The 24050-nt window shown below is 63.1% G+C and carries 29 protein-coding genes; 13 read left to right on the forward strand and 16 right to left on the reverse strand.

Annotated features, from left to right (window positions below; genetic code table 11):
- Positions 1-138: 138 nt before the first annotated feature.
- Entirely contained in the window at positions 139-372 is a 234-nt protein-coding gene (locus AC04SF_RS21180) for a hypothetical protein (protein ID WP_095201240.1), read from the reverse strand.
- 77 nt (positions 373-449) lie between these two features.
- Positions 450-971, reverse strand: a complete 522-nt coding sequence (locus AC04SF_RS21185; RefSeq protein ID WP_488479377.1) for a winged helix-turn-helix transcriptional regulator — start codon at positions 969-971, stop codon at positions 450-452.
- A gap of 92 nt (positions 972-1063) precedes the next feature.
- Between AC04SF_RS21185 and AC04SF_RS21190 the strand changes: the two genes are divergently transcribed.
- The 4 genes from AC04SF_RS21190 to AC04SF_RS21205 all read left to right on the forward strand — a co-directional run bounded on the left by AC04SF_RS21190 (position 1064) and on the right by AC04SF_RS21205 (position 3497).
- Complete coding sequence (locus AC04SF_RS21190) at positions 1064-1900, forward strand: alpha/beta fold hydrolase (protein WP_488479378.1); 837 nt, start codon at positions 1064-1066, stop codon at positions 1898-1900.
- Between the two features lie 123 nt (positions 1901-2023).
- A complete protein-coding gene (locus AC04SF_RS21195; protein WP_488479379.1) occupies positions 2024-2680 on the forward strand; it encodes a glutathione S-transferase family protein in 657 nt (218 codons plus the stop codon).
- Between the two features lie 5 nt (positions 2681-2685).
- Positions 2686-3021, forward strand: coding sequence for an ArsR/SmtB family transcription factor (locus AC04SF_RS21200; protein ID WP_488479380.1), 336 nt, complete (start codon positions 2686-2688; stop codon positions 3019-3021).
- Between the two features lie 11 nt (positions 3022-3032).
- Complete coding sequence (locus AC04SF_RS21205) at positions 3033-3497, forward strand: SRPBCC family protein (protein ID WP_488479381.1); 465 nt, start codon at positions 3033-3035, stop codon at positions 3495-3497.
- 36 nt (positions 3498-3533) lie between these two features.
- Here the strand turns inward: AC04SF_RS21205 and AC04SF_RS21210 are convergent, their stop codons facing one another.
- The 3 genes from AC04SF_RS21210 to AC04SF_RS21220 form a co-directional block, all read right to left on the reverse strand.
- Positions 3534-3797, reverse strand: coding sequence for an ArsR/SmtB family transcription factor (locus tag AC04SF_RS21210; RefSeq protein ID WP_027041916.1), 264 nt, complete (start codon positions 3795-3797; stop codon positions 3534-3536).
- Between the two features lie 31 nt (positions 3798-3828).
- Positions 3829-5076, reverse strand: coding sequence for an MFS transporter (locus AC04SF_RS21215; RefSeq protein ID WP_096451038.1), 1248 nt, complete (start codon positions 5074-5076; stop codon positions 3829-3831).
- Positions 5077-5168: 92 nt separating this feature from the next.
- Complete coding sequence (locus AC04SF_RS21220; RefSeq protein ID WP_096451036.1) at positions 5169-5363, reverse strand: DUF1192 domain-containing protein; 195 nt, start codon at positions 5361-5363, stop codon at positions 5169-5171.
- A gap of 122 nt (positions 5364-5485) precedes the next feature.
- On the opposite strand from AC04SF_RS21220, the gene AC04SF_RS21225 reads away from it, so the two are divergent.
- The 3 genes from AC04SF_RS21225 to AC04SF_RS21235 all read left to right on the forward strand — a co-directional run bounded on the left by AC04SF_RS21225 (position 5486) and on the right by AC04SF_RS21235 (position 8064).
- On the forward strand, positions 5486-6496 hold the full coding sequence (locus AC04SF_RS21225; RefSeq protein ID WP_488479382.1) for an NAD(P)H-quinone oxidoreductase: 1011 nt from the start codon (positions 5486-5488) through the stop codon (positions 6494-6496).
- Between the two features lie 360 nt (positions 6497-6856).
- Positions 6857-6997, forward strand: a complete 141-nt coding sequence (locus AC04SF_RS21230; RefSeq protein ID WP_006327955.1) for a DUF1127 domain-containing protein — start codon at positions 6857-6859, stop codon at positions 6995-6997.
- 374 nt (positions 6998-7371) lie between these two features.
- Positions 7372-8064 carry a DUF1013 domain-containing protein gene (locus AC04SF_RS21235; protein WP_096451032.1) on the forward strand — a complete coding sequence of 231 codons (693 nt, stop codon included), beginning with the start codon at positions 7372-7374 and terminating at the stop codon, positions 8062-8064.
- A gap of 60 nt (positions 8065-8124) precedes the next feature.
- On the opposite strand, the gene AC04SF_RS21240 is transcribed toward AC04SF_RS21235, so the two are convergent.
- From AC04SF_RS21240 to AC04SF_RS21255, 4 genes are all read right to left on the reverse strand, one after another.
- Positions 8125-8844, reverse strand: coding sequence for a helix-turn-helix transcriptional regulator (locus AC04SF_RS21240; protein ID WP_095201249.1), 720 nt, complete (start codon positions 8842-8844; stop codon positions 8125-8127).
- 72 nt (positions 8845-8916) lie between these two features.
- Entirely contained in the window at positions 8917-9324 is a 408-nt protein-coding gene (locus tag AC04SF_RS21245) for a hypothetical protein (protein WP_488479383.1), read from the reverse strand.
- A 66-nt stretch (positions 9325-9390) separates the two neighbouring features.
- Positions 9391-9981: a DJ-1/PfpI family protein gene (locus AC04SF_RS21250; RefSeq protein WP_488479384.1), complete on the reverse strand. Its 591-nt coding sequence runs from the start codon at positions 9979-9981 to the stop codon at positions 9391-9393.
- A gap of 84 nt (positions 9982-10065) precedes the next feature.
- Complete coding sequence (locus AC04SF_RS21255) at positions 10066-10233, reverse strand: hypothetical protein (RefSeq protein ID WP_096451026.1); 168 nt, start codon at positions 10231-10233, stop codon at positions 10066-10068.
- Positions 10234-10542: 309 nt separating this feature from the next.
- Between AC04SF_RS21255 and AC04SF_RS21260 the strand changes: the two genes are divergently transcribed.
- Both AC04SF_RS21260 and AC04SF_RS21265 read left to right on the forward strand, forming a co-directional pair.
- Positions 10543-11496, forward strand: coding sequence for a ring-cleaving dioxygenase (locus AC04SF_RS21260; RefSeq protein ID WP_488479385.1), 954 nt, complete (start codon positions 10543-10545; stop codon positions 11494-11496).
- A gap of 113 nt (positions 11497-11609) precedes the next feature.
- Complete coding sequence (locus tag AC04SF_RS21265; protein ID WP_488479386.1) at positions 11610-11771, forward strand: hypothetical protein; 162 nt, start codon at positions 11610-11612, stop codon at positions 11769-11771.
- 28 nt (positions 11772-11799) lie between these two features.
- Here AC04SF_RS21265 and AC04SF_RS21270 read toward each other — a convergent pair whose 3' ends face one another.
- The 7 genes from AC04SF_RS21270 to tkt all read right to left on the reverse strand — a co-directional run bounded on the left by AC04SF_RS21270 (position 11800) and on the right by tkt (position 21301).
- On the reverse strand, positions 11800-12513 hold the full coding sequence (locus AC04SF_RS21270; protein WP_488479387.1) for an SGNH/GDSL hydrolase family protein: 714 nt from the start codon (positions 12511-12513) through the stop codon (positions 11800-11802).
- An 83-nt stretch (positions 12514-12596) separates the two neighbouring features.
- A complete protein-coding gene (locus AC04SF_RS21275; protein WP_488479388.1) occupies positions 12597-13334 on the reverse strand; it encodes a DUF899 domain-containing protein in 738 nt (245 codons plus the stop codon).
- Positions 13335-13500: 166 nt separating this feature from the next.
- A complete protein-coding gene (locus AC04SF_RS21280) occupies positions 13501-14526 on the reverse strand; it encodes a class I fructose-bisphosphate aldolase (protein ID WP_488479389.1) in 1026 nt (341 codons plus the stop codon).
- A 127-nt stretch (positions 14527-14653) separates the two neighbouring features.
- Complete coding sequence (locus AC04SF_RS21285; RefSeq protein WP_488479390.1) at positions 14654-15850, reverse strand: phosphoglycerate kinase; 1197 nt, start codon at positions 15848-15850, stop codon at positions 14654-14656.
- A gap of 157 nt (positions 15851-16007) precedes the next feature.
- Positions 16008-17891 (reverse strand): potassium/proton antiporter, encoded by a 1884-nt coding sequence (locus tag AC04SF_RS21290; protein ID WP_488479391.1) that lies wholly within the window; start codon positions 17889-17891, stop codon positions 16008-16010.
- Positions 17892-18086: 195 nt separating this feature from the next.
- On the reverse strand, positions 18087-19097 hold the full coding sequence (gene gap, locus AC04SF_RS21295) for a type I glyceraldehyde-3-phosphate dehydrogenase (protein WP_488479392.1): 1011 nt from the start codon (positions 19095-19097) through the stop codon (positions 18087-18089).
- A 212-nt stretch (positions 19098-19309) separates the two neighbouring features.
- The gene (tkt, locus tag AC04SF_RS21300) at positions 19310-21301 is read right to left on the reverse strand and encodes a transketolase (RefSeq protein WP_488479393.1); all 1992 of its coding nucleotides are present in this window, start codon (positions 21299-21301) and stop codon (positions 19310-19312) included.
- A gap of 261 nt (positions 21302-21562) precedes the next feature.
- On the opposite strand from tkt, the gene AC04SF_RS21305 reads away from it, so the two are divergent.
- From AC04SF_RS21305 to AC04SF_RS21320, 4 genes are all read left to right on the forward strand, one after another.
- Entirely contained in the window at positions 21563-21835 is a 273-nt protein-coding gene (locus AC04SF_RS21305) for a DUF4164 domain-containing protein (RefSeq protein WP_006200774.1), read from the forward strand.
- 10 nt (positions 21836-21845) lie between these two features.
- A complete protein-coding gene (locus AC04SF_RS21310; RefSeq protein ID WP_096451008.1) occupies positions 21846-22208 on the forward strand; it encodes a cell division protein ZapA in 363 nt (120 codons plus the stop codon).
- Between the two features lie 163 nt (positions 22209-22371).
- Positions 22372-23031 carry a peroxiredoxin gene (locus AC04SF_RS21315; protein ID WP_019861622.1) on the forward strand — a complete coding sequence of 220 codons (660 nt, stop codon included), beginning with the start codon at positions 22372-22374 and terminating at the stop codon, positions 23029-23031.
- A 144-nt stretch (positions 23032-23175) separates the two neighbouring features.
- Positions 23176-24048 carry an MBL fold metallo-hydrolase gene (locus AC04SF_RS21320; protein WP_488479394.1) on the forward strand — a complete coding sequence of 291 codons (873 nt, stop codon included), beginning with the start codon at positions 23176-23178 and terminating at the stop codon, positions 24046-24048.
- The last annotated feature ends 2 nt before the right edge of the window (positions 24049-24050 follow it).

Consider the following 24050-nt stretch of genomic DNA (forward strand, 5'->3'; position numbering starts at 1 on the left):
GAAGCAATCCCGTTTTCGGTTGAAATTGCTTCTCGTGAAGCGGTGGAACGAAGGGCCGCTGCCCGGGTGGCGCCGTCGAACGGCTGTATCAGCAGGCGAGCAGCGCCGGCCGGTTCGGGCTAGTTTGAAAGCGGCGCGTTATTTCTTCTTGGCGCGTGCAGGTTTCTTGGCGGGCACTGCCGGCGCATTGGCGAGGTCTTCGGCTTCCTTGGCGAGCCGGAGCGCCCTCAGCTTGTCGGTCTTGACCTTGCGGGCGTCGCTCTCGGCGGCATATTCCGCCATCGCCTTCTGGCGGACGGTCGCCGCCTCTTCCTGCTTCTTGAAGCGCAAATCGGCGCGCGCGCGGGCAGCATCCCGAGAGTTCTCAACCAAGACCTTATCCAATCCCGTGAATTGTGGTTTCCGCTTGTTCTAGCAGAGCCGGGCTCTCAACGGGGGAAAATAGTTGGTTACGCGGCCGGGCTGGCGACGAGAGCCTTGCCGGCGACCACGGCTTGATAGGCGGCCTGCAGGGTCGCGCGGACAGAAGGGCCGGACGCTGTGTCGAGTGGCATACCCAGATGCTCATGGCGCAACTCGTCCATGAATTTCTCCCATAGTGGCGGGCCGCCCTTCTCCAGGAGCTCGGCGCGGATCGAGAGTTCCTCGGTGGTCGGCAGCCAGACCCGGCCCCAGGCGCCGAGATGGGCCAGGATCGGCACCAGCGTGATGGCCATCTCGGTCAGGCTGTAGATCGCTTTCTGCTTGTGCGATGGGTCGTCGGCCTTGGTCAGCATGCCAAGTTCCATCAGCCGCTTCAGCCGGTCGGCAAGGATGTTGGAGGCAATGCCTTCCATTGAGCCGTTGAGCAGTTCGCGAAAATGCCGCCTGCCGCCGAAAATCATGTCGCGAAGGATGATCAGGCTCCAGCGGTCGCCGAACACTTCCAGCGACAGGTTGATCGGGCAGCCGGACCGGCGATCGAGGCTCATTCGATTCTCTCCACAAAACCGGTTGCATTATCGTATCAGTTTTATTATGGTGCAACCGATTGCAAAATGCAAGCAGATGAGGAGGCCTTGTGATGACGACGATCAATCGCCCCGAGATCATATCCGAAACCTTCGGCGACCCTGAAAATCCTCCGCTGCTGCTGATCATGGGCGCGATGGCCTCGATGCTGTGGTGGCCGGAGGCATTTTGCCGGGAGTTGGCGGATGCCGGCCTGTACGTGATCCGTTACGACAATCGCGATACCGGCCGCTCGACCAAATATCCGCCGGGCAAACCGCCCTACACATTCGACGACATGGCGGACGATGCAGTTGGCGTGCTCGACAGCCATGGCATCGGCAAGGCGCATGTCGCCGGCATGTCGATGGGCGGCATGATCGCGCAGCTCGTGGCGCTCAAGCATTCCTCCCGCGTCGCGTCGCTGACGGTGATCAGCAGCTCGCCGGTGGGAATGGACACCTCGCATCTGCCACAGACGACCGACGCCTATATCGAGCATTCGGCCGCGAGCGCCGATGTCGACTGGTCGGACCACGGCCAGGTGATCGATTTCGTAGTCAAGGATGCGCGGGCGATCGCCAGCACCGCGCATCCATTCGACGAGGACCGGATGCGGGCCTTCATCGAGCAGGATTACGACCGCTCCGGCGGGTTCCTGAGCGCAACCAATCATTTTTCGCTCAAGGGTGGCGATGTATGGAGGGGCCGCTTGCCGGAGATGGCGGCGCCGCTGCTGGTCATCCATGGCACATCAGATCCGATCTTTCCGGTCGAGCACGGCGAGGCGCTGGCCAAAACGGTCACCGGCGCAAAACTCCTTCGCGTCGCGGGCGGCGGCCATGAACTGCATCCGAAAGACTGGCCCGACATCGAAGCCGCCATCGTCTCGCATATCAGGTCCAATTGAGATTTCATGGGGTCGGTCTTGACGGACAAGGCATGTCGCAATAGTTAAGTAAGCGCTTCAGTATTGACTTGGCGGGCGCATATCTCCCGCCCATCGACGAACCATCAAACAGAAGAGCAAAGAATGTCCCTGACGCTGCATTTCCACCCCCTGGCCTCTTTCTGCTGGAAGCCGCTGATCGCGCTCTATGAGAACGGCACGGCCTTTAACCCGGTCATCGTCGACCTTGGCGACGAACACTCGCGCGCGGCTTTCCTGAAGATTTCACCGACCGGCAAGATGCCGGCGCTGCGCGATGATGCACGCGACCGCACAGTGCTGGAATCGACCATCGTCGTGGAATATCTGGCCGCGCATTATCCGGGGTCGGTCGAACTCGTTCCCGCCGACATCGATGCGGCGCTGGCGGTCCGCCAGGCCGACCGCTTCTATGATTTCTATGTGCAGGAGCCGATGCAGAAGATCGTCGGCGACCGGTTGCGGCCGCATGACAAGACCGATCCGTTCGGCGTCGAGCAGGCGCGTGGCCAGCTGCGCAATTCCTACGCCATCGTCGAACAAGAGATGCAGTCGAGGAACTGGGCGGTGGGCGACGCCTTCAGCCTGGCCGATTGCGCGGCGTCGCCCGCGCTCTTCTATGCCAACAAGGTCGAGCCGTTCGGCGACAGATATCCGGCCGTGAAACGCTATCACGACCGGCTGCTGCAGCGCGCCGCCTTCGCCAGGGTGATCGAGGAGGCGCAGCCCTACTTCAAGTTCTTCCCGTACAATAACGGCTGACCGCGATGCTGCACGATCCCGCCCAGCTCGACCTGATGTTCCAGGCGCTTGCCGATCCGGCGCGGCGGCAGATGGTCGACCGGCTGTCGCGTGGCCCCGCCTCGGTCAGCCAGCTGGCCGAGCCGCTGGCGATGTCGCTGTCGGCCGTCGTCCAGCACCTCAACGTGCTGGAAGCGAGCGGCCTCGTACGCTCGGAAAAACTGGGGCGCGTGCGCACCTGCCAGATCGAGCCCAAGGCGCTAAGAGCGGCCGAGCACTGGATCAACGAACGGCGCCTCGTCTGGGAACGCCGGCTGGATCGGCTTGGCGATTTTCTGGCGCAAACCAAAGACGAAACATGAAGGAAACCTCTGTGAGCCAACGATCCGTCGTCCATTCCACCTTCGTCGTCGAGCGCTTCTATCCGGCGGCGCCCGCAAGGGTCTTCTCCGCGTTCAGCAATCCTGAGGCCAAGCGGCGCTGGTTCGTCGATCCCCATGACCCGATGCCCAGCCGGCATGACATGGACTTCCGTGTCGGGGGTAAGGAGGCCAATGCGGGATGCCCGAGCGATGGGCAGATGCATTTCTTCAACGCGGTCTATCAGGACATCGTTCCGGACCAGCGCATCGTCTACAGCTATGAGCTGCTGTTCGATCAAACCCGCGTCTCTGTGTCACTGGCGACGATCGAGCTGGTAGCCGAAGCGGGGGGCACGCGGCTGGTGATGACAGAACAGGGCGCCTTCCTCGACGGCCACGACACCTCAGCCACGCGTGAGCATGGGACAGGCGAACTGCTCGATGCGCTCGGCGCCTTCCTGAAAATACAAGCCTGATCGTCGTGGCGATGTCGATGATAAAGGGCGAAAAGATCAAGCTTCCCAGAATTGATCGAGCCAGATGTTGAGCTTCAGGAAGCCGGAATTGCTTACCGTATAGACACGCCGCGTGCCTTCAGCCTTGGCGTTGACCAGTCCGGCGTCGAGCAACACTTTCAGATGCTGCGATACGGCCGGGCGTGAGACTGGCAAGCCGGCCGCCAACTCGTTGACGGTCTTCGGACCGCGTCGAAGTTCTTCCAGGAGGTGGCGCCGATTGGGGTCGGCGATCGCCATGAAGGCGTCGGAAAACATCATGCCTCATTTGTGAGGCAAAGTTCTTCGAATCTCAACTGTCTGCTTCTGCTTTTCTTCTTGGATCAAGCCGCAATGCTTCCGGCGTCACCGAGCGGTCGGCCGGCTGCGTCTTGAAGGCGTCGCGATCGCCGATCGGCACCGGAGCGCGGCGGCTGATGCGCAGCAGCGTGTAGCCGGCCAGTGACAGATGCGCGAAGGCGGTCGCCAGGAACAGTCCCTCCGGGCGCATCCAGCCCATCAGCGCCGCTGCCAGCAAAGGGCCGATCATGGTGCCGAAGCCGTAAAGCAGCAGCAAGCCTCCCGACACCTTGACGAAATCCTCCGCACGGGCGTGGTCGTTGGCATGGGCCACGGCGATTGAATAGAGCGTGTAGGCGAAGGCGCCGTAAGCGGCGGTCAAGACGATGACAAAGACGGCGGAGCGCGGCTCGAAGAGGAAGACCAGGAGTGCGACCAACGCCGCGCCAAAAGCGGCACCGGCCAGGACGAAACGGCGGTCGGTCTTGTCGGACAGGCGCCCGGCCGGCAGCTGCATCGCGGCACCAGCAACCACCACCAAGCTCATCATCAGGGCAATCTCAGGCGTCGAGATGCCGATACGGGCGCCGTAGACGGCACCCAGCGTACCCCAGGCGCCGTTGGCGATACCGACCAACAGGCAAGCGACGGCCGACACCGGCGAGTTGGCGTAGAGCCCCTTGACGTCGAGCTTGACGTCCTGCAGCGGCTTGGGGAGTGATGCCGAAGAAACCGCGGTCGGGATCAGCGACAGGCAGAACAGGATGCCGGTGATCATGAACAGCGACGCCGATTTCACATCACCGCCGGCGACGATCATCTGTCCGCCCATGATCGAGGCGTAGGTGACCATCATATAGAGGCCGAAGACGGTGCCGCGGTTCTCGTTGGTGGCCTTCTCGTTCAGCCAGCTCTCGATGACCATGAAAGCGCCGGCCATGGTGAAGCCGGTGAAGGCGCGCAACAGGATCCAGACATATTCGTCGATGATCAGGCCGGTGAGCAGCGCCACGATGGCGCCGGACGCGGCAAAGGCGCCGAAGGCGCGTACATGCCCGGCGCGGCGCACAAGGCGCGGCGCGAAGAAACAGCCGGTGACGAAGCCGCCGGCCCAGGCGGTGCCCATCAGGCCGAGCGATGCGGTCGAGAACCCTTCCACCTGGCCGCGCAGAGGCAACAGCAGCCCGTGCAGACCCGATGCCGCGAGCAGAAAGGCAGTGCCGCGAAGCAGGGAGAGGATCGGTCGGTAGGATGCGAGCATTTTTTGATCCGGCTGGACTCTGAAAGGGGTGGCAGGGTCTGAAGACAGTCGCATTCCGGCTTTTCAGCGGCGAGCCGTCCCGCCCCGGTCCACTATCCGCGGCGGAACAGTGCCTCGGCGGCCGATTTGGTGTTGTCCTTGGCCTTGAGCTCGGCTTCCAGCCTGGCGATTTCTTCGCGCAGTATGCCGATGCGCTCCGACAGTTCACCGACGGAAAGCAGCGACAGATCCTGCCCGATCTCGTGCGGACGCGCTTTCTTCTTGGGTTCGTCGTCGAAGATCGCCATCGCTGCTCCTCCTCCGCCACACCAGATTGGCCATTTGCCTGATTTGGCAATGAGCATACATAGGGCAAGGGTGTGGATGCAAACAGCCGGTAAGAATGCGGCGAGGAAAGACGGGAAACTTCATGGCGAGCGGACAGAAAATTCCGGCGAGGATGACGGCGATCGCAATCTCGGAGCCGGGTGGCCCACGGGTGCTGAAACCGGAGACGCGCGACGTGCCGCAACCCGGCCCCGGCGAGATCCTGATCAAGGTGCATGCCGCCGGCGTCAACCGCCCTGATGTGCAACAGCGCAAGGGCGCCTACCCGCCGCCGCCCGGCGCATCGGACCTGCCGGGCCTCGAAGTCTCGGGCGAAGTGGCAGCCCTTGGTGACGAGATATCGCGCTGGCGCATCGGCGACCGGGTCTGTGCGCTCACACCCGGCGGCGGCTATGCCGAATATGTCAAGGTTCACACCGGCAGCGTGCTGCCGCTGCCCGCAGGCTTCACGCATACGGAAGCGGCGGCGGTACCGGAAAACTATTTCACCGTCTGGCACAATGTGTTCGAACGCGGCGGCCTGAAAAAGGGTGAAACGCTGCTGGTGCATGGCGGCTCGTCCGGCATCGGCACGACGGCGATCCAGCTGGCTTCGGCCTTTGGCGCCTATGTCATCACCACCGCCGGATCCAAGGAAAAATGCGATGCCTGCCTGAAGCTCGGCGCCGACCGCGCGATCAACTATCGCGAGGAGGATTTCGTCAAGGCGGTCAAGGAGGCGACGGACGGCAAGGGCGCCAATGTCATCCTCGACATGGTCGGCGGCGACTATGTCCAGCGAAACTACGAGGCCGCCGCCGTCGAGGGTCGCATCGTCCAGATCGCGGTGCAGGCCGGTGCCGTCGCCAGCGCCGATTTTTCCAAGATCATGGTCAAGCGGCTGACCCATACGGGTTCGACGCTGCGGCCGCGCACCGTCGAGTTCAAGGCGGCGATCGCGGCGGCGCTGGAGACGCAGGTCTGGCCGCTGCTCGGCACGCGCAAGGTGGCACCTGTCATGGACATGATCTACCCGCTCACCGATGCCTGGCGCGCGCATGAGCGGATGGAGGAGGGCGAGCATATCGGCAAGATCGTGCTCGACGTCGGTTAGGACGTGCCGATTTCAGGTCAGACCGGCCTGCAAATGATGGCTTCCTGAGCTTCAGGCCTTCGCCGGCCGAAGCACTCATGAGTGGTCGTGGCAGTTCAGGCTACGGCCGGCGCAGGCCGGTGCTCACGTACTTAAGTACGCTCCGCTCGTCGCAAGGGCGACCCCGGCAGCCATCATTTTCGACTCGGCCTGACCTGATCTCGACACGTCCCGAGCCGAGGACTGCCTACGAGATGAACAGAGGCTTAATGGTGCAATGCAGCATTTGCATCATTGCTATGCAAAATCGGCCGTTCAAGTCCCCATCGATGATCACTATCTGTGCAGCATCGAAACGAACACCCCATCAGGAGGACTACCATGAACCCGATCCGCGCTTTCCGTAACTGGCGCATGTACAACGAGACCGTGCGTGAACTGAACAAGCTCAACGCTCGTCAGCTGAACGATCTCGGCATCAACCGCGCCGACATCGAACGGATCGCCCGTCAGGCGATCTGATATCAAGCACGACCCGGCCGCGGGGCCGGGCACGTGTTGAGAAGTAGAGCCGTCGCAGACGTTTCCCGTTTCCGGTTCCGAGCCCGCTGGACCTTGTCCAGCGGGTTTTGTCTTTTTTGGGGGGCCGGCCGATTGCCCGCCTATTCAAGGAGCGCGCGCAGCGCTTCTGTGTCCTGCTCAAAAGCTCCGGGCCCTTGGCTGAGGTCAAGGCATTCGAATGCGCTTGCCGGCTCCGGAACGCGTCGGGGCGACCGCGCGTCCAAAAACATTGCGAAACAGCAAGGGAACGGTTATACAGGCCGCGAATTTCCCATTTTGGTGGCTCTAAACCACCGCCCGCGCGGGAACGCGGGCGAACGAGAAGGATTTTTTAAATGGCCAATACGCTGCTGATGCCCAAGGCGACCGCCGTCTGGCTGGTCGACAACACCGCGCTCTCGTTCGAGCAGATCGCGCAGTTCTGCGGGCTGCATCCGCTCGAGGTCAAGGCGATCGCCGACGGCGAATCGGCGCAAGGCATCAAGGGCATGGACCCGATCATGACCGGCCAGCTGACCCGCGACGAGATCGCGCGCGCCGAGAAGGACCCGAACCAGCGCCTGAAGCTTTCCGACCCCAAGGTGCGGGTGCCGGAATCCAAGCGCAAGGGTCCGCGCTACACGCCGCTGTCGAAGCGCCAGGACCGGCCGAACGCCATCCTGTGGCTGGTGCGCAACCATCCTGAACTCAAGGACGCGCAGATTTCGCGTCTCGTCGGCACCACCAAGTCGACGATCGAGCAGATCCGCGAACGCAAGCACTGGAATTCGGCCAATCTGCAGCCGATGGACCCGGTGACGCTGGGTCTCGCCTCGCAGATCGACCTCGACATGGAAGTCAACCGCGCCTCGCGTGGCCGCGAGCAGGCGCAGCCGGTCGGCGACACGCTGCTGCCGGCGGCCTTGACCGAGCGCCTGGTGCCGGCTCCGGAAAAGCCGAAGGACGAGGATGCCGAACTCGACGCCAACGCCGTGTTCGCCAAGCTCTCGGCGCTGAAGTCGAAGACCCCCGACACCGACGAAGAGTAAGGTGTCGCGAACTCATCAAAAAAGCCCGCTTCGAGCGGGCTTTTTTGTGGTCCGGTCGTCTCAGCTTCGTGCCACGCGGTCCGGCGCCATGCCATAGTCCTCGCTGCGCTCCACGGCGCGGTAGAAGTCGGCGAGCTGCTTGCCGCGCTCCGGCTTGAAGATGCGGCCGGCGATCACCACCGAGGCGATGCGGTCGATGCGGAAGGCACGGAAGTCGTCGCGCATCTCGCACCAGGCGACCAGCGTCCACACCTTGCCCCAGAACCACAGGCCGAGCGGCCTGATGTCGCGCGCGGTGCCGCGGCCGGCCTCGTCGCAATAGTCGATGGTCAGCACCTGACGTTTTTCGACCGCGCGCTCGATCAGGTCGATCGCCTCGCGGGCGGCGTCGCTCACCACCCACATCGGTGTGTGAATCTCGGTGCGGGCGATGCGGTCCTTTTCGGCGTCGGGCAGCACGGCGCCGATCTTGACCAGCGCCTCGTCGGCGGCGCGTGCCATGGCGGCACCGCCAAAGGCACGCACCATGCGAGCGCCGGCAACCAGCGCCACGATCTCGTCACGCGTGAACATCAGCGGCGGAAGGTCGAAACCTTCCCTCATCATGTAGCCGACACCGGCCTCGCCGTCGATCGGCACCCCAGTCGACTGCAGGTCGGCTATGTCGCGATAGATCGTTCGCTCGGAAACCTCGAGCCACGTGCCGAGCTTCTGGGCGGTGACCAGACGGCCACCACGCAGATGCTGCACGATCTGAAAGAGCCTGTCGGCGCGGCGCATCGTTTGCTTCCCCAGTTTTATCTCTATGCATGCCGTGGCCCCGGAACCAGGCCCACTTGCAGATGACATGCATTACGGTTTCAGTCCTTCGCGCTTGCGCTGAGCGGCAACGAACTCCGCGCCAAAGGACAGTTTCTTCGTTGTCGGCGTCTTCGCATTGAGCACGCGCCAGAAGGGGGCGACGTCGCTCAGCGTCATGCCGCGCTCCAAGTCTTCCCTGGCGGCTTCGGCAACCGTGCGCAGATGATAGCCTGTTGTGACCGGGCATGTCACTTCGGCGCCGTGTTCGATGGCAAGGGCAGTGCGCAACGCACGGATATCCATCTCGACGCCTGCGCGAATCGAGCGGATGAAATCGTCAACCTGGCGAGCGGTCGGCACCAGCATCGGCTGGCCCTCGACCACGTCACCCACAGTGCGCGGCGTCGGTTTCACGCCGTTGATGCCAGGCGTGTTCAGCCTGTCATTCCAACTTTTCATCGATCGTCCTCTCGGCCGGCCATGCGCATTATCCCACCATCGCATGCGCCTCCTGACAGCATACTGTCAGGAGGCTTCAGCATATTCCCTGATAAACAGCGTTCGCATCTGTGCGAGATCGCTGGCTCGGTCGGGATAGAGTGTGTTCAGAAAGGCAAGGGCAAAGGTGCCGGGCGCCGAACCAGGAGCGGAAACAATTTTGCCGTCGGCGACCGCGTGCGGCACGTCCTGATAGTTGCTGGCGCCAGCATAGCCGGCTTCATGGCCGTTGATCCAGTCGCGGCCATTGCTGGTGTGCCTGGCGCTTTCGAACATGCCGGCCCGGGCCAGCGCCAGCGTGCCGGCGCAGATACCGCCAACCACACCGCCGCGCGCTGCCACGGTATTGAGCAGTTGGGCGACATCCGGCGGCGTCTTGCCCGCCCACTGGTCGGAACCGATGATGGCGACTGCGTCAAGATCAGCATTCTCTTCGACACCGACCGAACGGTCGGGCGTAAGCCGAAAACCGCTGATTCCGGTCACGGGCTTGCCTTCGGGCGTCAACGAAACGGCGCGAGCGCCGAACCATTCGACCGCCGAGGCCGCAAGCAGCCCATATTCCCAGTCGGCAAAACCTTCGATGAAAAGGAAGCCGATTGTCTTCTGATCGGGCATAAGCTCGCTCCATCCCTCGGCGCGCCGTAGCCATATCTGGGCATTGGCGCGCCCATGTCCAATATCGACGTCGAAAAATTCGCCTCAATTGCCGTGGGAGCGACGTTCCGCATACATATCCGGCCAGCCGATATCCTTGCGGATGTCCGCGGGCAGCGAGTTCATGAAACGCTGGGTGCGGATTTCGTTGCGCATGGTGCGAACCTTGCCGACATAGTGCTGCATGCCGCGCAAAATGGTGTAACCGTTCATGACCAGTCTCCTCTCTTTTGATGGAGACACTATCGCACACCCCTCCTGACAGCAGTCTGTCAGGAGGATGTCAGGCGCTCAGCGATAGTTGCGCTCGGCGCTTCTCCTAAGGGAAAGCCTTGTTTTTCGATGCCGTCGCGCCTTTGCTGCAGCAAGCCGAGGAGCCGTATTGTTCACCATAGGCGTGACAATATGTGCGGTGTTGTTCATCATACGGCGACGGATCGTCAGGATAGGCGACCTTCAGCGGCGTGACCGCAGTTCTGATATGAAGGGAGAAAATTCTTCCCCAAAACCAGGGAGACGACCATGAGCCTGCAACTGACAGGAATCCACCATCTGACCGCCATCACCGCCAATGCGCCGGGTAATCTTCACTTCTACACGAGGGTACTGGGCCTGCGGCTGGTCAAGAAGACGGTGAACCAGGACGACACATCGGCCTACCACCTTTTCTATGCCGACGGTGAAGCGACGCCAGGTACCGACCTTACCTTCTTCGACTGGCCGGTTGGCCGCGAACGGCGCGGCACCCACTCCATCGCGCGGACCAGTCTCCGGGTCGGCAGTCTGGAGAGCCTTACCTGGTGGAAGCAGCACCTTGCCGCCGAAAACATCGTGACAGGAGAGATTGCCGACATTGGCGGCTATCCCAGCCTGGATTTCGAGGATCCCGAAGGCCAGCGCCTGCGGCTGATCAGCGATGGTGGCAAGGGCGGCAGCCATCCATGGGCGCAAAGCCCGGTGCCGGCCGAGCATCAGATCCGCGGGCTCGGGCCGATCGTCATCAGCGTCCCCAACATCACCAACACCGAAGCGGTGCTGACCCGGGTGATGAACATGCGCAAGGTCCGCGACTATGCCTCTCCGGATGGCGAGGGTCAGGTCCATGTCTTCGAAATGGGCGCCGGTGGGGCGGCGGCGGAGCTTCATGTCGCCGTGCAGCCCGGCCTGGCGCCAGCAAGGCAAGGCGCTGGTGCGGTTCACCACGTGGCCTTCAGGGCGCCGGACCAGGAGACGCTGCATCAATGGACCGCCCGTCTGGCCGAATTCCGCCTGCCGTCGAGCGGCGAGGTCGAGCGCTATTACTTCCGCTCGCTCTATTTCCGCGAGCCGAATGGCACCCTGTTCGAGATCGCCACCGACGGGCCGGGCTTCACCGCCGACGAGCCGCTGGAGACGCTGGGTGAAAGCCTGGCCCTGCCGCCGTTCCTCGAACCGAAGCGCGCCTCGATCGAGGCCGGTCTCAAGCCGCTGAGGTAGACCGCTCCCTAAAGGCGGGCGCCGCATTCCGGTTCGGGATCGCGGCGCCTGTTGTTTGTCAGCGACCGAACGAACCGCTTTGACAGGCGCCGGCGTTGCTGGTCAAAGGCGGCATGACGAAACTCCTCGCCCTTGTGATCATTGGTTTCATGATCATCCAGCTGATCAAACCGATCGGCTGGCCCGGTCTCAAGCGACGCGGCGATTTCTGGAAGCTGGCGCTGCTCGCCATGGCCGCGATCTCGCTGGCCGCCGTGCTCGGGCATTTGACATAAGCCAGCAGGCCGCATCGGCTGTCGGTGTTCAGCCGGCGAGCACCTGGTCGACGAGGTGTTCCGCCCAGGCGCGGTAACCTGCCTCCGAGGCGTGGAACCCGTCAGAAGCAAAACCCTCTTCAGGATTGGTGATCGGCAGGCGTGGCGCCGGCACTGCGCCGCGCTCCAGGCAGAGGCGTTCACCCATCCGGTTCATTGCGGTGGCGCGGATTTCGAGGATCTTGCCGAGCAGCGGCGGCATGGCCGGTGCGCGCGTGAATTCGAGCACCGGCGACCACACCACGCGCGCCTCCGGCCATTTGGCGCGCAGCGCGTAGAGCAAACCGCCGAACTCCTTCTTGAAGCGCGGCACCGAGTGAAAATTCTTGGTGTCGTTGGTGCCGATGGCAAGCACGATATGCGTCCACGGATCGGCCGACAGATTGGGCAGGACATGGTCGCGGATCTGGCCTGACGTCGCCGAATTGAAGCCGGCGGCGCGCCAGCGCACGGCGCAACCGGTACGCTGCGCAATCAGCACGGCGAGTTGCGCGGCCAGACCGTTTTCCGAATTGCCGATGCCGACCGAGGCTGCGGAGGAGTCGCCCAGCACCAGAAGCGCGATATCAGGCGCCTTGCCTGATATCTCGTGCATGACCGGCCCCTGTGCCGGTAGCATGCGCGAGGTGCGGCGGCGAACGCCGAGCCCCTGCCAGACATAAACGGGAAAGGCGAGCCAGGTGAGAAGGGCGGGGAAACGCATGGCGATACCGTGGAATGATCTGCGGCAGGCTTAGCGCATGTTTCGTCCGCCGTGAACGGATACTCGCATCGCTGGCCGGTGCCCTAGGGGTATACGTCGTCCTGTCGCGACCTGTTTCCATATTCATCGTGTAGCCGCACCCAGTCCATAGAGGTCCTGTAAGGACCGGTCTCGTCACGGCCTTTCGGTGCGATGTCGAGATATTGATAGGCGCCGATGAACTGTTCGCTGCCGCGGGCGCGTGACATGAAGGTCAGGAAAAGGTCACCGGTTTCGCTCTTGTGGAAGACAGTGGTGCCGGGCAGGTCTTTCGACGTCAGCACCGGTGTTTCGAAATTGTAGACCGCTTCGCCGGATGCGATCTGCTTGTCGGTGAAGGACACCTGCATGTCGAAGTTGAAGTCCGAGGCATAGGAAGACACCCAGTCGAACTTCCAGCCCATGCGCTGCTTGTAGGGCAAGAGCTCGGCGAGCGGCGCCCGCGATACGGCGACAAGCGACACATCATGATGCCTAAGATGCTGGTTGGCGCCGTCCATATGATCGGCGACGAAGGCGCAGCTTTCACAATGATGATTGGAACCCGGCGCGAACACGAAGTGGTAGACGATCAGCTGGCTGTTTGCGCCAAACAGATCGGCCAGTTTCCTCGGCCCTTGTTCGGTCTCGAAGACATAGTCCTTCCTGATCTTCAGCCAGGGCAATTCACGCCGCTCGGCCGCGACGCGCTCGCGAAGCCGCGTCAGTTCCTTCTCGCGGGCCAGATGTGCCTTGTGCGCCTGGAACCAGTCTTCGCGTGAAACGACCTTGTTGCGATGCATGAACCTCTCCCTGTCTCTCATCCCAAGGACGTTCGGGATGGGCGCAAACCGACATCGCCGGCAACGCCCAGAGGAAATAGGAATGAGGAGGTCTTCCCCCAAATCCGCAGGCAACAAAAAACCCGGGCGCATTGGCCCGGGTTCGAAGAAGACGAAAGAGCTGGGATCAGGCGGCCTGTTCGAGGCTCGCCTTCCATTTTCCGAGCGCCGCCAGATAGTTCATGTGGGCGCGATGAGTGAAGGCGGCCTGGCCGGCGGCGACGTTCGAGGTCTTGCCGCTCCACGCCTTTTGCGGGGCGGCCTGCAGCGCACGGCCATAGGAGAAGGTCAGCTTCCACGGGTGTGGGCCGATGGCGTTGATGGCGTTGAGGTTGGCGGTCGCCTCCTCGTCCTCCTGGCCGCCGGAGAGGAAGGCGATGCCCGGCACTGCCGCCGGCACCGTCTCGCGGAACAGTTTTATCGTCATCTCGGCGACCTTTTCGGGGCTATCCACAGTACCCGACTTCTTGCCCGACAGCACCATGTTAGGCTTGAGGATCGTGCCTTCGAGCACGACGCCGGCCGCATGGAGTTCATCATAGAGCTTGATCAGCGTCGCCTTGGAAACCTCGTAGCAAGTGTCGATGTTGTGGGCGCCGTCCATCAGCACTTCCGGCTCGACGATCGGCACGATGCCGGCTTCCTGGCAAAGCGCCGCATAGCGGGCGAGCGCATGGGTGTTCGAATTGATCGAGTTGGCCGAGGGCACGCCCTTGCCGTTATCGATGTCGATCACCGCGCGCCATTTTGCGAAGCGGGCGCCGAGCTTGTAGTAGTCGGCAAGCCGTTCGCGCAGGCCGTCGAGGCCTTCGGTGACGGTGTCGCCGGGAAAGCCGGCCAGCGGCTTGGCGCCGGCATCGACCTTGATGCCGGGAATGGCGCCTGATGCCTTGATGATGTCGACCAGCGGCGTGCCGTCGGCGGCCTTCTGGCGGATGGTCTCGTCATAGAGGATGACGCCGGAGATGTACTTCGTCATCGCGTCCTTGGCGCGGAACATCATCTCGCGATAGTCGCGACGGCTGTCGGCGGTCGATTCGACGCCGATGACGTCGAAACGCTTCTTGATGGTGCCGGAACTTTCATCGGCGGCCAGCAGGCCCTTGCCGTTGGCCACGATCGCGGCGGCAATGTCTTCGAGACGTTCGCTCATCATGCTTCTCCTGGAGGGGTTCGTTCCGCGCTTAACGGAAGTCTACCGCCAAAGGAATGGCATCGGAAAGCTCGAATCGATTGAAAGTTTCGGGCGCCGTCCGCCGCGTCGTCGATCCCGCCGGGGCCTACTTCTTCAGCACATCGACGCCGGGCAGTGGCTTGCCTTCCATCCATTCCAGGAAGGCGCCGCCGGCGGTCGAGACATAGGTGAAGTCGTCGGCGACACCGGCATGGTTGAGCGCCGCCACCGTATCGCCGCCACCGGCAACGGAAACCAGCTTGCCGGCCTTGGTGCGCGCGGCAGCGTGTTTTGCCGCGGCAACCGTGGCGTGATCGAACGGCTCGATCTCGAAGGCGCCGAGCGGGCCGTTCCAGACCAATGTCGCGGCGCGGTCGATCCACTCCCCGATCGTCGTCACGGTCTTTTCGCCGACATCGAGGATCATGCCGTCGGCCGGCACGTCCGAGATGGCGACCGTCTCGCAGGCAGCACCTGCCTTGAATTCCCTGGCGACGACGCCGTCGACCGGCAGGATGATGGCGCAGCCGGCCTCGGCCGCCTCGATCATGATCTGCTTGGCGGTGGGGGCCAGGTCATGCTCGCACAGCGACTTGCCGACATCGGTGCCGCGCGCGGCAAGGAAAGTGTTGGCCATGCCGCCGCCGATGACCAGCGCGTCGACCTTCTTCACCAGGTTCATCAACAGGTCGATCTTGGTCGAGACCTTGGCGCCGCCGACGATGGCGACGACCGGGCGGACCGGGTTGCCCAGGCCCTTCTCCAGCGCCTCGAGCTCGGCCTGCATGGTGCGGCCGGCGAAGGAGGGCAACAGACGCGCCAGTCCCTCCGTCGAGGAATGGGCGCGGTGCGCCGCCGAAAAGGCGTCGTTGACGAAGATGTCGCCATTGGCGGCGAGCCTTTCGGTGAAGGCCGGATCGTTCTTCTCCTCGGTCTTGTAGAACCGGGTGTTTTCCAGGAGCAGCACGTCGCCCTTGTTCATGGCGGCAACAGCACTTCCCGCTGTGTCGCCGACGCAATCCGAGGCAAAGCCGACGGGACGGCCGAGCACCTGCGCCGTCGCCCTGGCGATCGGCTCTAGTGAGAATTCGGGCGAGGGGCCGTCCTTGGGCCGGCCGAAATGCGCAAGCAGGATGACCTTGGCGCCCTTGCCCGACAGTTCGGCGATGGTTGGCGCGATGCGTTCGATGCGGGTGGCGTCGGTGACCTTGCCGTCGGCGACGGGAACGTTGAGGTCGACGCGCACCAGCACGCGCTTGCCGCTGATGTTGCCGATGTCGTCTAGTGTCTTGAAGGCAGCCATGCCGGTCCCTTTCCTCGGAAAATCGCCGGGACCATACCCCGCGCCAACGCCGATGCAAGGCTTTGGCCGCGGTGCGGTGCGAAATTTTGAGGCGGGCGGGGACATAGTCCGTGAAGATCGTGCCGTGAGGATGCGGCGAGGCAAACGATCGCCCTTGTCAGCTCCCGGTCGTTGCCTTCTCGACCGGCGGTTCAGGGGGAGCATCCGCCTGAGCGGCTTCCCCCTGCGTCTCGGTCGGCTTGCGCCAGTTGCGGATGAAGGCGCTGAGGCGGTCGCCCATCTCGCCGGCGCTCAGGAAGACCGGCACCCGCGCCACCGGCGCGGTCGGCTCGAAGGAGAGGCCGAGACCCGTGATCCGGCCCTTGTCGTCGACATCCCTGACGATCAGCTCGATCGAGCCGATCAGCACGCGATCGGCATATTCGGCATGGCCGCCAAGCCGCGCCGTGACCAGCGCGCCGACGGTGAGCTTCTGCTCCGCCTCGGTCAGGCCCGGTGTGTAAGCGGCTTCTAGTTCGGCGGCGGAGCGCGCCGGGTCGACGGCGAAGGCGCCGAAGAAATCAGCATCTTCCGGGTCGACCACCGCACGGCTGGCGAACAGCTTGTCGAGCAGGCGCGGATAGCGGTCCGGCACGAAGATGTAGACCTGGTCGCCCGCGGCGAGCCGACCCATATCCTGGAAGCGCATCGAGCGGCCGTCCCGCAGCACCAGCGAGGGCCGTGCCCAGCGTGGAATGCGCTCGCCGCGCGCCACCGGGCTGCCATGCGCCACGCGATAGGCGAGAAGCTCGTGATGGGCGGAGCCGGGCAGTTCAAGCTCGACCTTGTCCAGCGGTCCCAGCCGCGCCGGCACGATGAGGCCAAGGCGACGCGCCAGCGGGCCGACGGTCCAGCCCTGGATGACCAGCGAGACCAGAACGATGATGAAGGCGGCGTTGAAGATGGTGCGGCCATTCTCCAGCCCCCCGAGCAGCGGCGTGATGGCGAGCAGGATCGAGACCGCGCCGCGCAGCCCGACCCAGGAGACGAAGGCGACTTCGGGGCGCGGCAGGCGGAACGGGATCAGGCAGAGCCAGACGGCGATTGGCCGCGCGACAAACATCAGGAACAGGCCAAGCGCAATCGCCGGCACCATGATCGCCGGAAATTGCGAGGGGGTGGCGAACAGGCCGAGGATCAGGAACATGATGATCTGCGCCAGCCACGACATGCCGTCCTGGAAGCGCTTGAGGATGGTGACGGCGCGGATGTCGGAATTGCCGGCGATGAGGCCGGCGATATAGACCGCCAGGAAGCCCGAGCCGCCAATCGCACCGGCTGCGGCGAAAATCATCAGCGACAGCGTCAGCACGAAGATCGGCAGCAGGCCATGGTCGAGATTGAGCCGGTCGACGAGGCGCACGATGGCAAGGCCGCCGAGCACGCCGACAATGGCGCCGAGGCCCATATTGACGAGGAAGCCGAGGATCAAGCTGGTGGCGAGCACATTGGCTTCGGGATTGGCGTGGGCGGCGATGATCTCGACCAGGGTAATGGTGAGGAAGATGGCGATCGGGTCGTTGGTGCCGGATTCCACTTCGAGCGTGGAGCGCACGCGCTCGCGCAGATTGATCTCGCCGGCGCGCAGCAGGAAGAACACCGCCGCCGCATCGGTCGAAGCGACGGCGGCACCGAGCAGGAAGGATTCCAGCCAGCTGAGGTCGAGCAGGTAGTGGGCGGCGGCGCCGAACAGGCCGGTGGTGAGAAGCACGCCGAAGGTCGCCAGTGACAGCGCCGGCCCCGCTGCCTGCCGCAAAGCGTTAAGCGGCGTGCCGAAACCGGAATCGAAGAGGATGACCGCCAGCGCCAGTGAGCCGGCAAAATAGGCGATGCGGGCATTGTCGAATTCGATGCCAAGGCCGTCGGTTCCGGTGGCGAGCCCGATGCAGAGAAAGAGCAGCAGGAGAGGGGCGCCGAAGCGGAAAGCGATCAGGCTCGAAAACGCGGCGGCGACAACAAGCGCCGTGCCAACCAGCGTAACGAGATAGATCGCATGCTCCATCCGTGATTTGCCCCTAGAATTCCTCTGTCTTCCGATTCAAGGGAGAGTGAGGCGAAGGCATGACCAGTGCAAGGCGGGAGGGTGGTTTTTTGGCTGAAGCCGCTGATTTTCGGACAGTACTGCGTTGCTGCTCCGGCAAATGAAAACGCCCGGGCGAAGCCGGGCGTTTCAAGTGTCGAGAAGATGGGTTCGCGATCAGGCGATGGTCTTGCCGAAGGCGACCGCGGTGTCGCCCATGCGGTTGGAGAAGCCCCACTCATTGTCGTACCAGGACAGCACCGAAACGAAGTTGCCGTCCATCACCTTGGTCTGGTCGAGCGCCATGATCGACGACCGCGGATCGTGGTTGAAGTCGATCGAGACATTCGGGTGATGGGTGACGCCGAGAATGCCCTTCAGCTTGCCGTTGGAGGCGGCGATGACCGCCTCGTTGATTTCCTGCATCGTCGTGGCGCGCTTGGCGATGAACTTGAAGTCGACGACCGAGACGTTCGGGGTCGGCACACGGATCGAGATGCCGTCGAGCTTGCCCTTGAGGTCGGGGAGCACAAGGCCGATTGCCTTGGCCGCACCGGTCGAGGTCGGGATCTGCGACAGGGCGGCGGCGCGGGCGCGGTAGAGGTCCTTGTGCATGGTGTCCAGCGTCGGCTGGTCGCCAGTGTAGGAGTGGATCGTCGTCATCATGCCCTTTTCGATGCCGACCGTCTCATGCAGCACGGCGGCCAGCGGCGCCAGGCAGTTGGTGGTGCAGGACGCATTCGAAATGACGATATGGTCCTTGGTCAACTTGTCGTGGTTGATGCCGTAGACCACGGTCAGGTCAGCGCCGTCGGCAGGTGCCGAGACCAGCACGCGCTTGGCGCCGGCGGTCAGGTGCGCGGCGGCCTTGTCACGGGCGGTGAAGATGCCGGTGCATTCGAGCGCGATGTCAACGCCGAGTTCCTTCCACGGCAGCTGGCTCGGATCCTTGATGGCGGTAACCTTGAACTTTTCCTTGCCGACGGTGATCTGGTCGCCATCGACGCTTACTTCATGCGGGAAACGGCCGTGCACGCTATCGTAGCGCAGCAGGTGCGCATTGGTCTCGACCGGGCCGAGATCGTTGACGGCGACGACCTCGATGTCCTTGCGGCCGGATTCGTGGATGGCGCGCAGGATGTTGCGGCCGATGCGGCCGAATCCGTTGATGGCAACTCTGACAGTCATTTTTCTCTCCCTGGGAGCTGGAAGGCTGACGATGGGTCCGCAGCTTCATAGCGGCGGATGGGCAAAGAATCCAGCCGCAGCGACATGAATTTAAATCGATTAGGTTGGGCCAGTCCGGCGAAATCGCTTTGCGCGGTTTCGCCGGAGCATTTTTGTTTTGTGCTGCCGCTATCCCCAAAACCGCGACGCAGTTTTGGGCGGCATGCACAGCCTTACTTGGCGTGCAGGCGGGCTTCCGCCGCCTTGGCCGCCGCCTCGGCGGTGATGCCGAAATGCGGGTAGAGCTGCTCGATCGTGCCCGAGGCGCCGAAGCCGGTCATGCCGACGAAGATGCCATCCGAGCCGATGAGGTGATCCCAGCCCTGGCGGATGCCGGCCTCGATTGCCATCTTGATCGGCGCGTTACCGATCGTCTTCTTGCGATAGTCGTCGCTCTGTTTGTCGAACAGTTCGAAGCAAGGCACCGAGACGACCCTGGTCGGGTGGCCGTGCTTTTCAAGCAAGTCGCGGGCGCCGAGCGCGATCTCGACCTCGGAACCGGTGGCGAAGATCGTCACCGCCGCCTCGCCGTTGGCCGTGGCCAGTTCGTAGGCGCCCTGGCTGCTCAGGTTCTTGGCCGAGTGTTCGGTGCGTACCGTCGGCAGGTTCTGGCGGGTCAGCGCCAGCGTCGACGGCGTCTTTTCGGATTCGAGCGCGATCTGCCAGCATTCGGCGGTCTCCACCGCGTCGGCCGGGCGGAAGACATTGTGGTTCGGGATGGCGCGCAGGGCCGCCAGATGCTCGACCGGCTGGTGGGTCGGGCCGTCTTCGCCCAGACCAATGGAATCATGGGTCATGACGAAGATCGAGCGGATGCCCATCAGCGAGGAAAGCCGCATCGACGGGCGGGCATAGTCGGAAAAGCACATGAAGGTGCCGCCATAGGCGATGAGGCCGCCATGCAGCGTCAGGCCGTTGATGGCAGCGGCCATGCCGTGCTCGCGGATGCCGTAGTGCACATAGCGCTGGCCGTAATCGTCCGGCGTGATGTTCTTGGTCTGGCTGGTCTTGGTGTTGTTGGAGCCGGTCAGGTCGGCGGAGCCGCCGATGGTTTCCGGCACCGCACCATTGATGACTTCCAGCGCCATTTCCGACGATTTGCGGGTGGCGACCTTGGGCTTGTCGGCCGAGAGCCTCTTCTTGTAGTCGGCGATGACTGCGTCGAAATTGGACGGCAGCTTGCCACTGAGCCGGCGCTCGAACTCGGCCTTCAGCTTCGGCTCGGCCTTGGCGAGGCGGCCTTCCCAGTCTGCGCGCTGCGTGGCGCCCGCCTTGCCGGCGGTGCGCCAGGCGTCGAGGATGTCGGCCGGAATTTCGAAGGGCGGCGACTGCCAGTTGAAGAACTTGCGCGCACCGGCGATCTCGTCGGCGCCGAGCGGCGAGCCGTGCGCCTTGTTGGTGCCGGCCTTGGTCGGGGCGCCGAAGCCGATGGTCGTCTTGCAGGCGATCATCGTCGGCTTGTCGGAATGGCGGGCGGCCTCGATGGCGTAGGCGATGGCTTCCGGATCGGTGCCGTCGATGTGGCTGGCGTTCCAGCCGGAGGCCTGGAAGCGGGCGACCTGGTCGGTGTTGTCGGCGAGCGAGACCGGGCCGTCGATCGAGATGTTGTTGTTGTCCCAGAAGACGATCAGCTTGTTGAGCTTCAGATGCCCGGCCAGCGCGATGGCTTCCTGGGAAACGCCTTCCATCAGGCAGCCGTCGCCGGCCAGCACATAGGTGTAGTGGCTGACGAGGTCGTTGCCGAAGGCGGCGTTCATGATGCGCTCGCCGAGCGCGAAGCCGACCGAATTGGCGAGACCCTGGCCGAGCGGGCCGGTCGTCGTCTCGATACCGGTGGCATGGCCGTATTCGGGATGGCCTGCCGTCTTCGAACCCAATTGGCGGAAGTGCTTGATCTGGTCGAGGGTCATGTCTTCGTAGCCGGTCAGATGCAGCAGCGAATAGAGCAGCATCGAGCCATGGCCAGCCGACAGGATGAAACGGTCGCGATCGGGCCAATGCGGGGCCTTGGCGTCAAATTTCAGAAAGCGGGTGAACAGCACCGTGGCAATGTCGGCGCAGCCCATGGGCAGGCCGGGATGGCCGGAATTGGCCTTCTCGACGGCATCCATGGAGAGAAAGCGGATCGCATTGGCCATCCGGTCATGTTGTTCACGCGACGTCATGGTTCCTCCAAAGGTGGGGGTTTGGGGCTTGGGAGAGCCTTGAAAAGGGTGCGCGACACATAGCAGGCGCGGGCTTTTAGTCAACAAATCGGGTGCAGATTTGCCGGTCTTGTGATGCTGGCGGCGGGCCTACATTAGCGTTAGCAGGGGACAGTCGCGAGAGCTTTGTTGACGTTGCCTTCACCCGGTGCCTAATGTTTCCGAGATAACGCGTTCTGAACGCGAACGATTCGGTGATGGGCAGGGCACAGGACGAAGGCCATGACCGGGGAAACCACGCTCAAGGAAGTCATCGCCAGGCTGGGCAAGGCCATCGAGGGGCTGGAAAACGCCGTCGCGGCCAAGCTGGAGCATGAACGCGATTACTCGGAAGCCGAGGCCGAAGTGCAGCGGATGAATGCCGACCGCTCCCGGTTGGCGCAGGAACTCGACAATTCCGAAGCGCGCGCCGAACGGCTGGAAGACGCCAACAAGGAAGTATCGCGACGGCTGGTGACCGCCATGGAAACCATCCGCGCCGTGTTGGACAGATAGGAGCTGGCCCATGGCACAGGTCACGGTTTCAATCGACGGCAAGCAGTATCGCATGGCCTGCGACGAGGGTCAGGAAGAGCATCTGATCGATCTCGCCGAACGCTTCGATCGTTATGTCTCTCACCTGAAGGATTCCTTCGGCGAGATCGGCGACCAGCGGCTGACCGTTATGGCCGGCATCATGGTGATGGACGAACTCTCGGAACTGCAGAAACGCGTCAAGGGCATGGAAAGCGAAGTGCTGACCTTGCGCAAGACGCGCGACGAGGCGCTGACCAAGGCCGACAAGAGCGACAGCGTGTTGACCACCGCGCTTGGCGCGCTGGCGCAGCGCATGGAAGATCTGGCGACGTCGCTGGCGGTGAAATCCTAGACATTACCGACGCCGACAGCGAAATTTCTACATTCCCCAAGAAAAGGCGAAATTTTTTCGCGGCCTGCACCGCTGCCGGGCGACCTCACCGTTTTGAACGTCGCCGAGGGAGTGATAAAAGGTGGGAGCCCGCCAACTCGCGGCATTCACAGGGGTAGGAACCATGAGCCTTCGCATCAACGATATCGCGCCGGATTTCACCGCCGAGACCACGCAAGGGACGATCAGCTTTCACGACTGGATTGGCGACGGCTGGGCGATCCTGTTCAGCCACCCGAAGAATTTCACCCCGGTCTGCACGACCGAGCTCGGCACCATGGCCGGGCTGGAAGGTGAGTTCAAGAAACGCAACGTCAAGATCATCGGCATCTCTGTCGATCCGGTTGCAAGCCATGACAAATGGCAGGCCGACATCAAGACGGCGACCGGCCAGACGGTGCACTATCCGCTGATCGGCGACAAGGACCTCAAGGTCGCCAAGCTCTACGACATGCTGCCCGCCGGCGCCGGCGAGACCTCGGAAGGCCGCACACCCGCCGACAACGCCACCGTGCGTTCGGTCTATGTCATCGGGCCGGACAAGAAGATCAAGCTGGTGCTGACCTACCCGATGACCACGGGCCGCAACTTCGACGAGATCCTGCGCGCGGTCGATTCCATGCAGCTCACCGCCAAGCATCAGGTGGCCACGCCGGCCAATTGGAAGCAGGGCGAGGACGTCATCATCACCGCCGCCGTTTCCAACGAGGATGCGATCAAGCGTTTTGGCGCCTTCGAGACCATCCTGCCCTATCTGAGGAAGACCAAGCAGCCCTCCGCCTGAAACAGCGTTATCGGAACAGTTTCTGGCTTTTCCGCCCCTGTGAGCCAAGTCATGCTTGACTGGCTCGCCGGGGTGGACAACCATACTCACAATGGGTGCCGGTAGAGAAAATCGTTCCTGCCGCGATGGGTGAGGGAGCCGGAAGTGGACGTAGCTTTGGCCAGGCCAATGGTCAGGGGGTTTTACGACAAGCCGACCGGGGCCATCCAGTATGTCGTCACCGATCCGGCGACGAAGCGGTGCGCCATTATCGATCCGATCCTCGACTTCGATGAGAGATCCGGCGCAACGGCTACGAAGAGCGCTGATGCGGTGCTCGATTTCATCGGAGAAAGCGGGCTGGAGCTCGAGTGGATCCTCGACACCCACCCGCATGCCGACCATTTCTCGGCAGCGCACTATTTGAAACAGAAGACAGGGGCGTTGATAGCGATCGGCGACAGGATCGTCGATGTCCAGAAGCTGTGGAAGGTGATCTACAACTGGCCGGATTTTCCCGCCGACGGCTCGCAGTGGGACAGGCTGTTCAGGGAAGGCGAGACGTTTGCGATCGGCAGCCTTCCGGTCAAAGTGCTGTTCTCACCCGGGCATACGCTGGCCTCGATCACCTATGTGGTCGGCGACGCCGCCTTCGTGCACGACACGCTGTTCATGCCCGACAGCGGCACGGCGCGGGCGGATTTTCCCGGCGGCAGTGCCGCCCGGCTTTGGCGCTCGATCCAGGACATACTGGTTTTGCCCGACGAGACGCGAATCTTCGTCGGCCATGACTATCAGGCCGGCGGCCGCGAGCCCTTGTGGGAAAGCTCGGTGGCCGCGCAGAAGGCAACGAACATCCATCTCGTTGCCGCCCACAGCGAGGCCGAGTTCGTGGCGCTGCGCGAGGCGCGCGACCGGACATTGCCGATGCCGAGGCTGATCCTGCATGCGCTGCAGGTCAATATGAATGGCGGACGGCTGCCGGAACCGGAAGCCAATGGAAGGCGGTATCTGAAGTTTCCTCTGGACTCGCTTTGAGG

The sequence above is a fragment of the Mesorhizobium sp. CNPSo 4671 genome, from assembly GCF_057784245.1.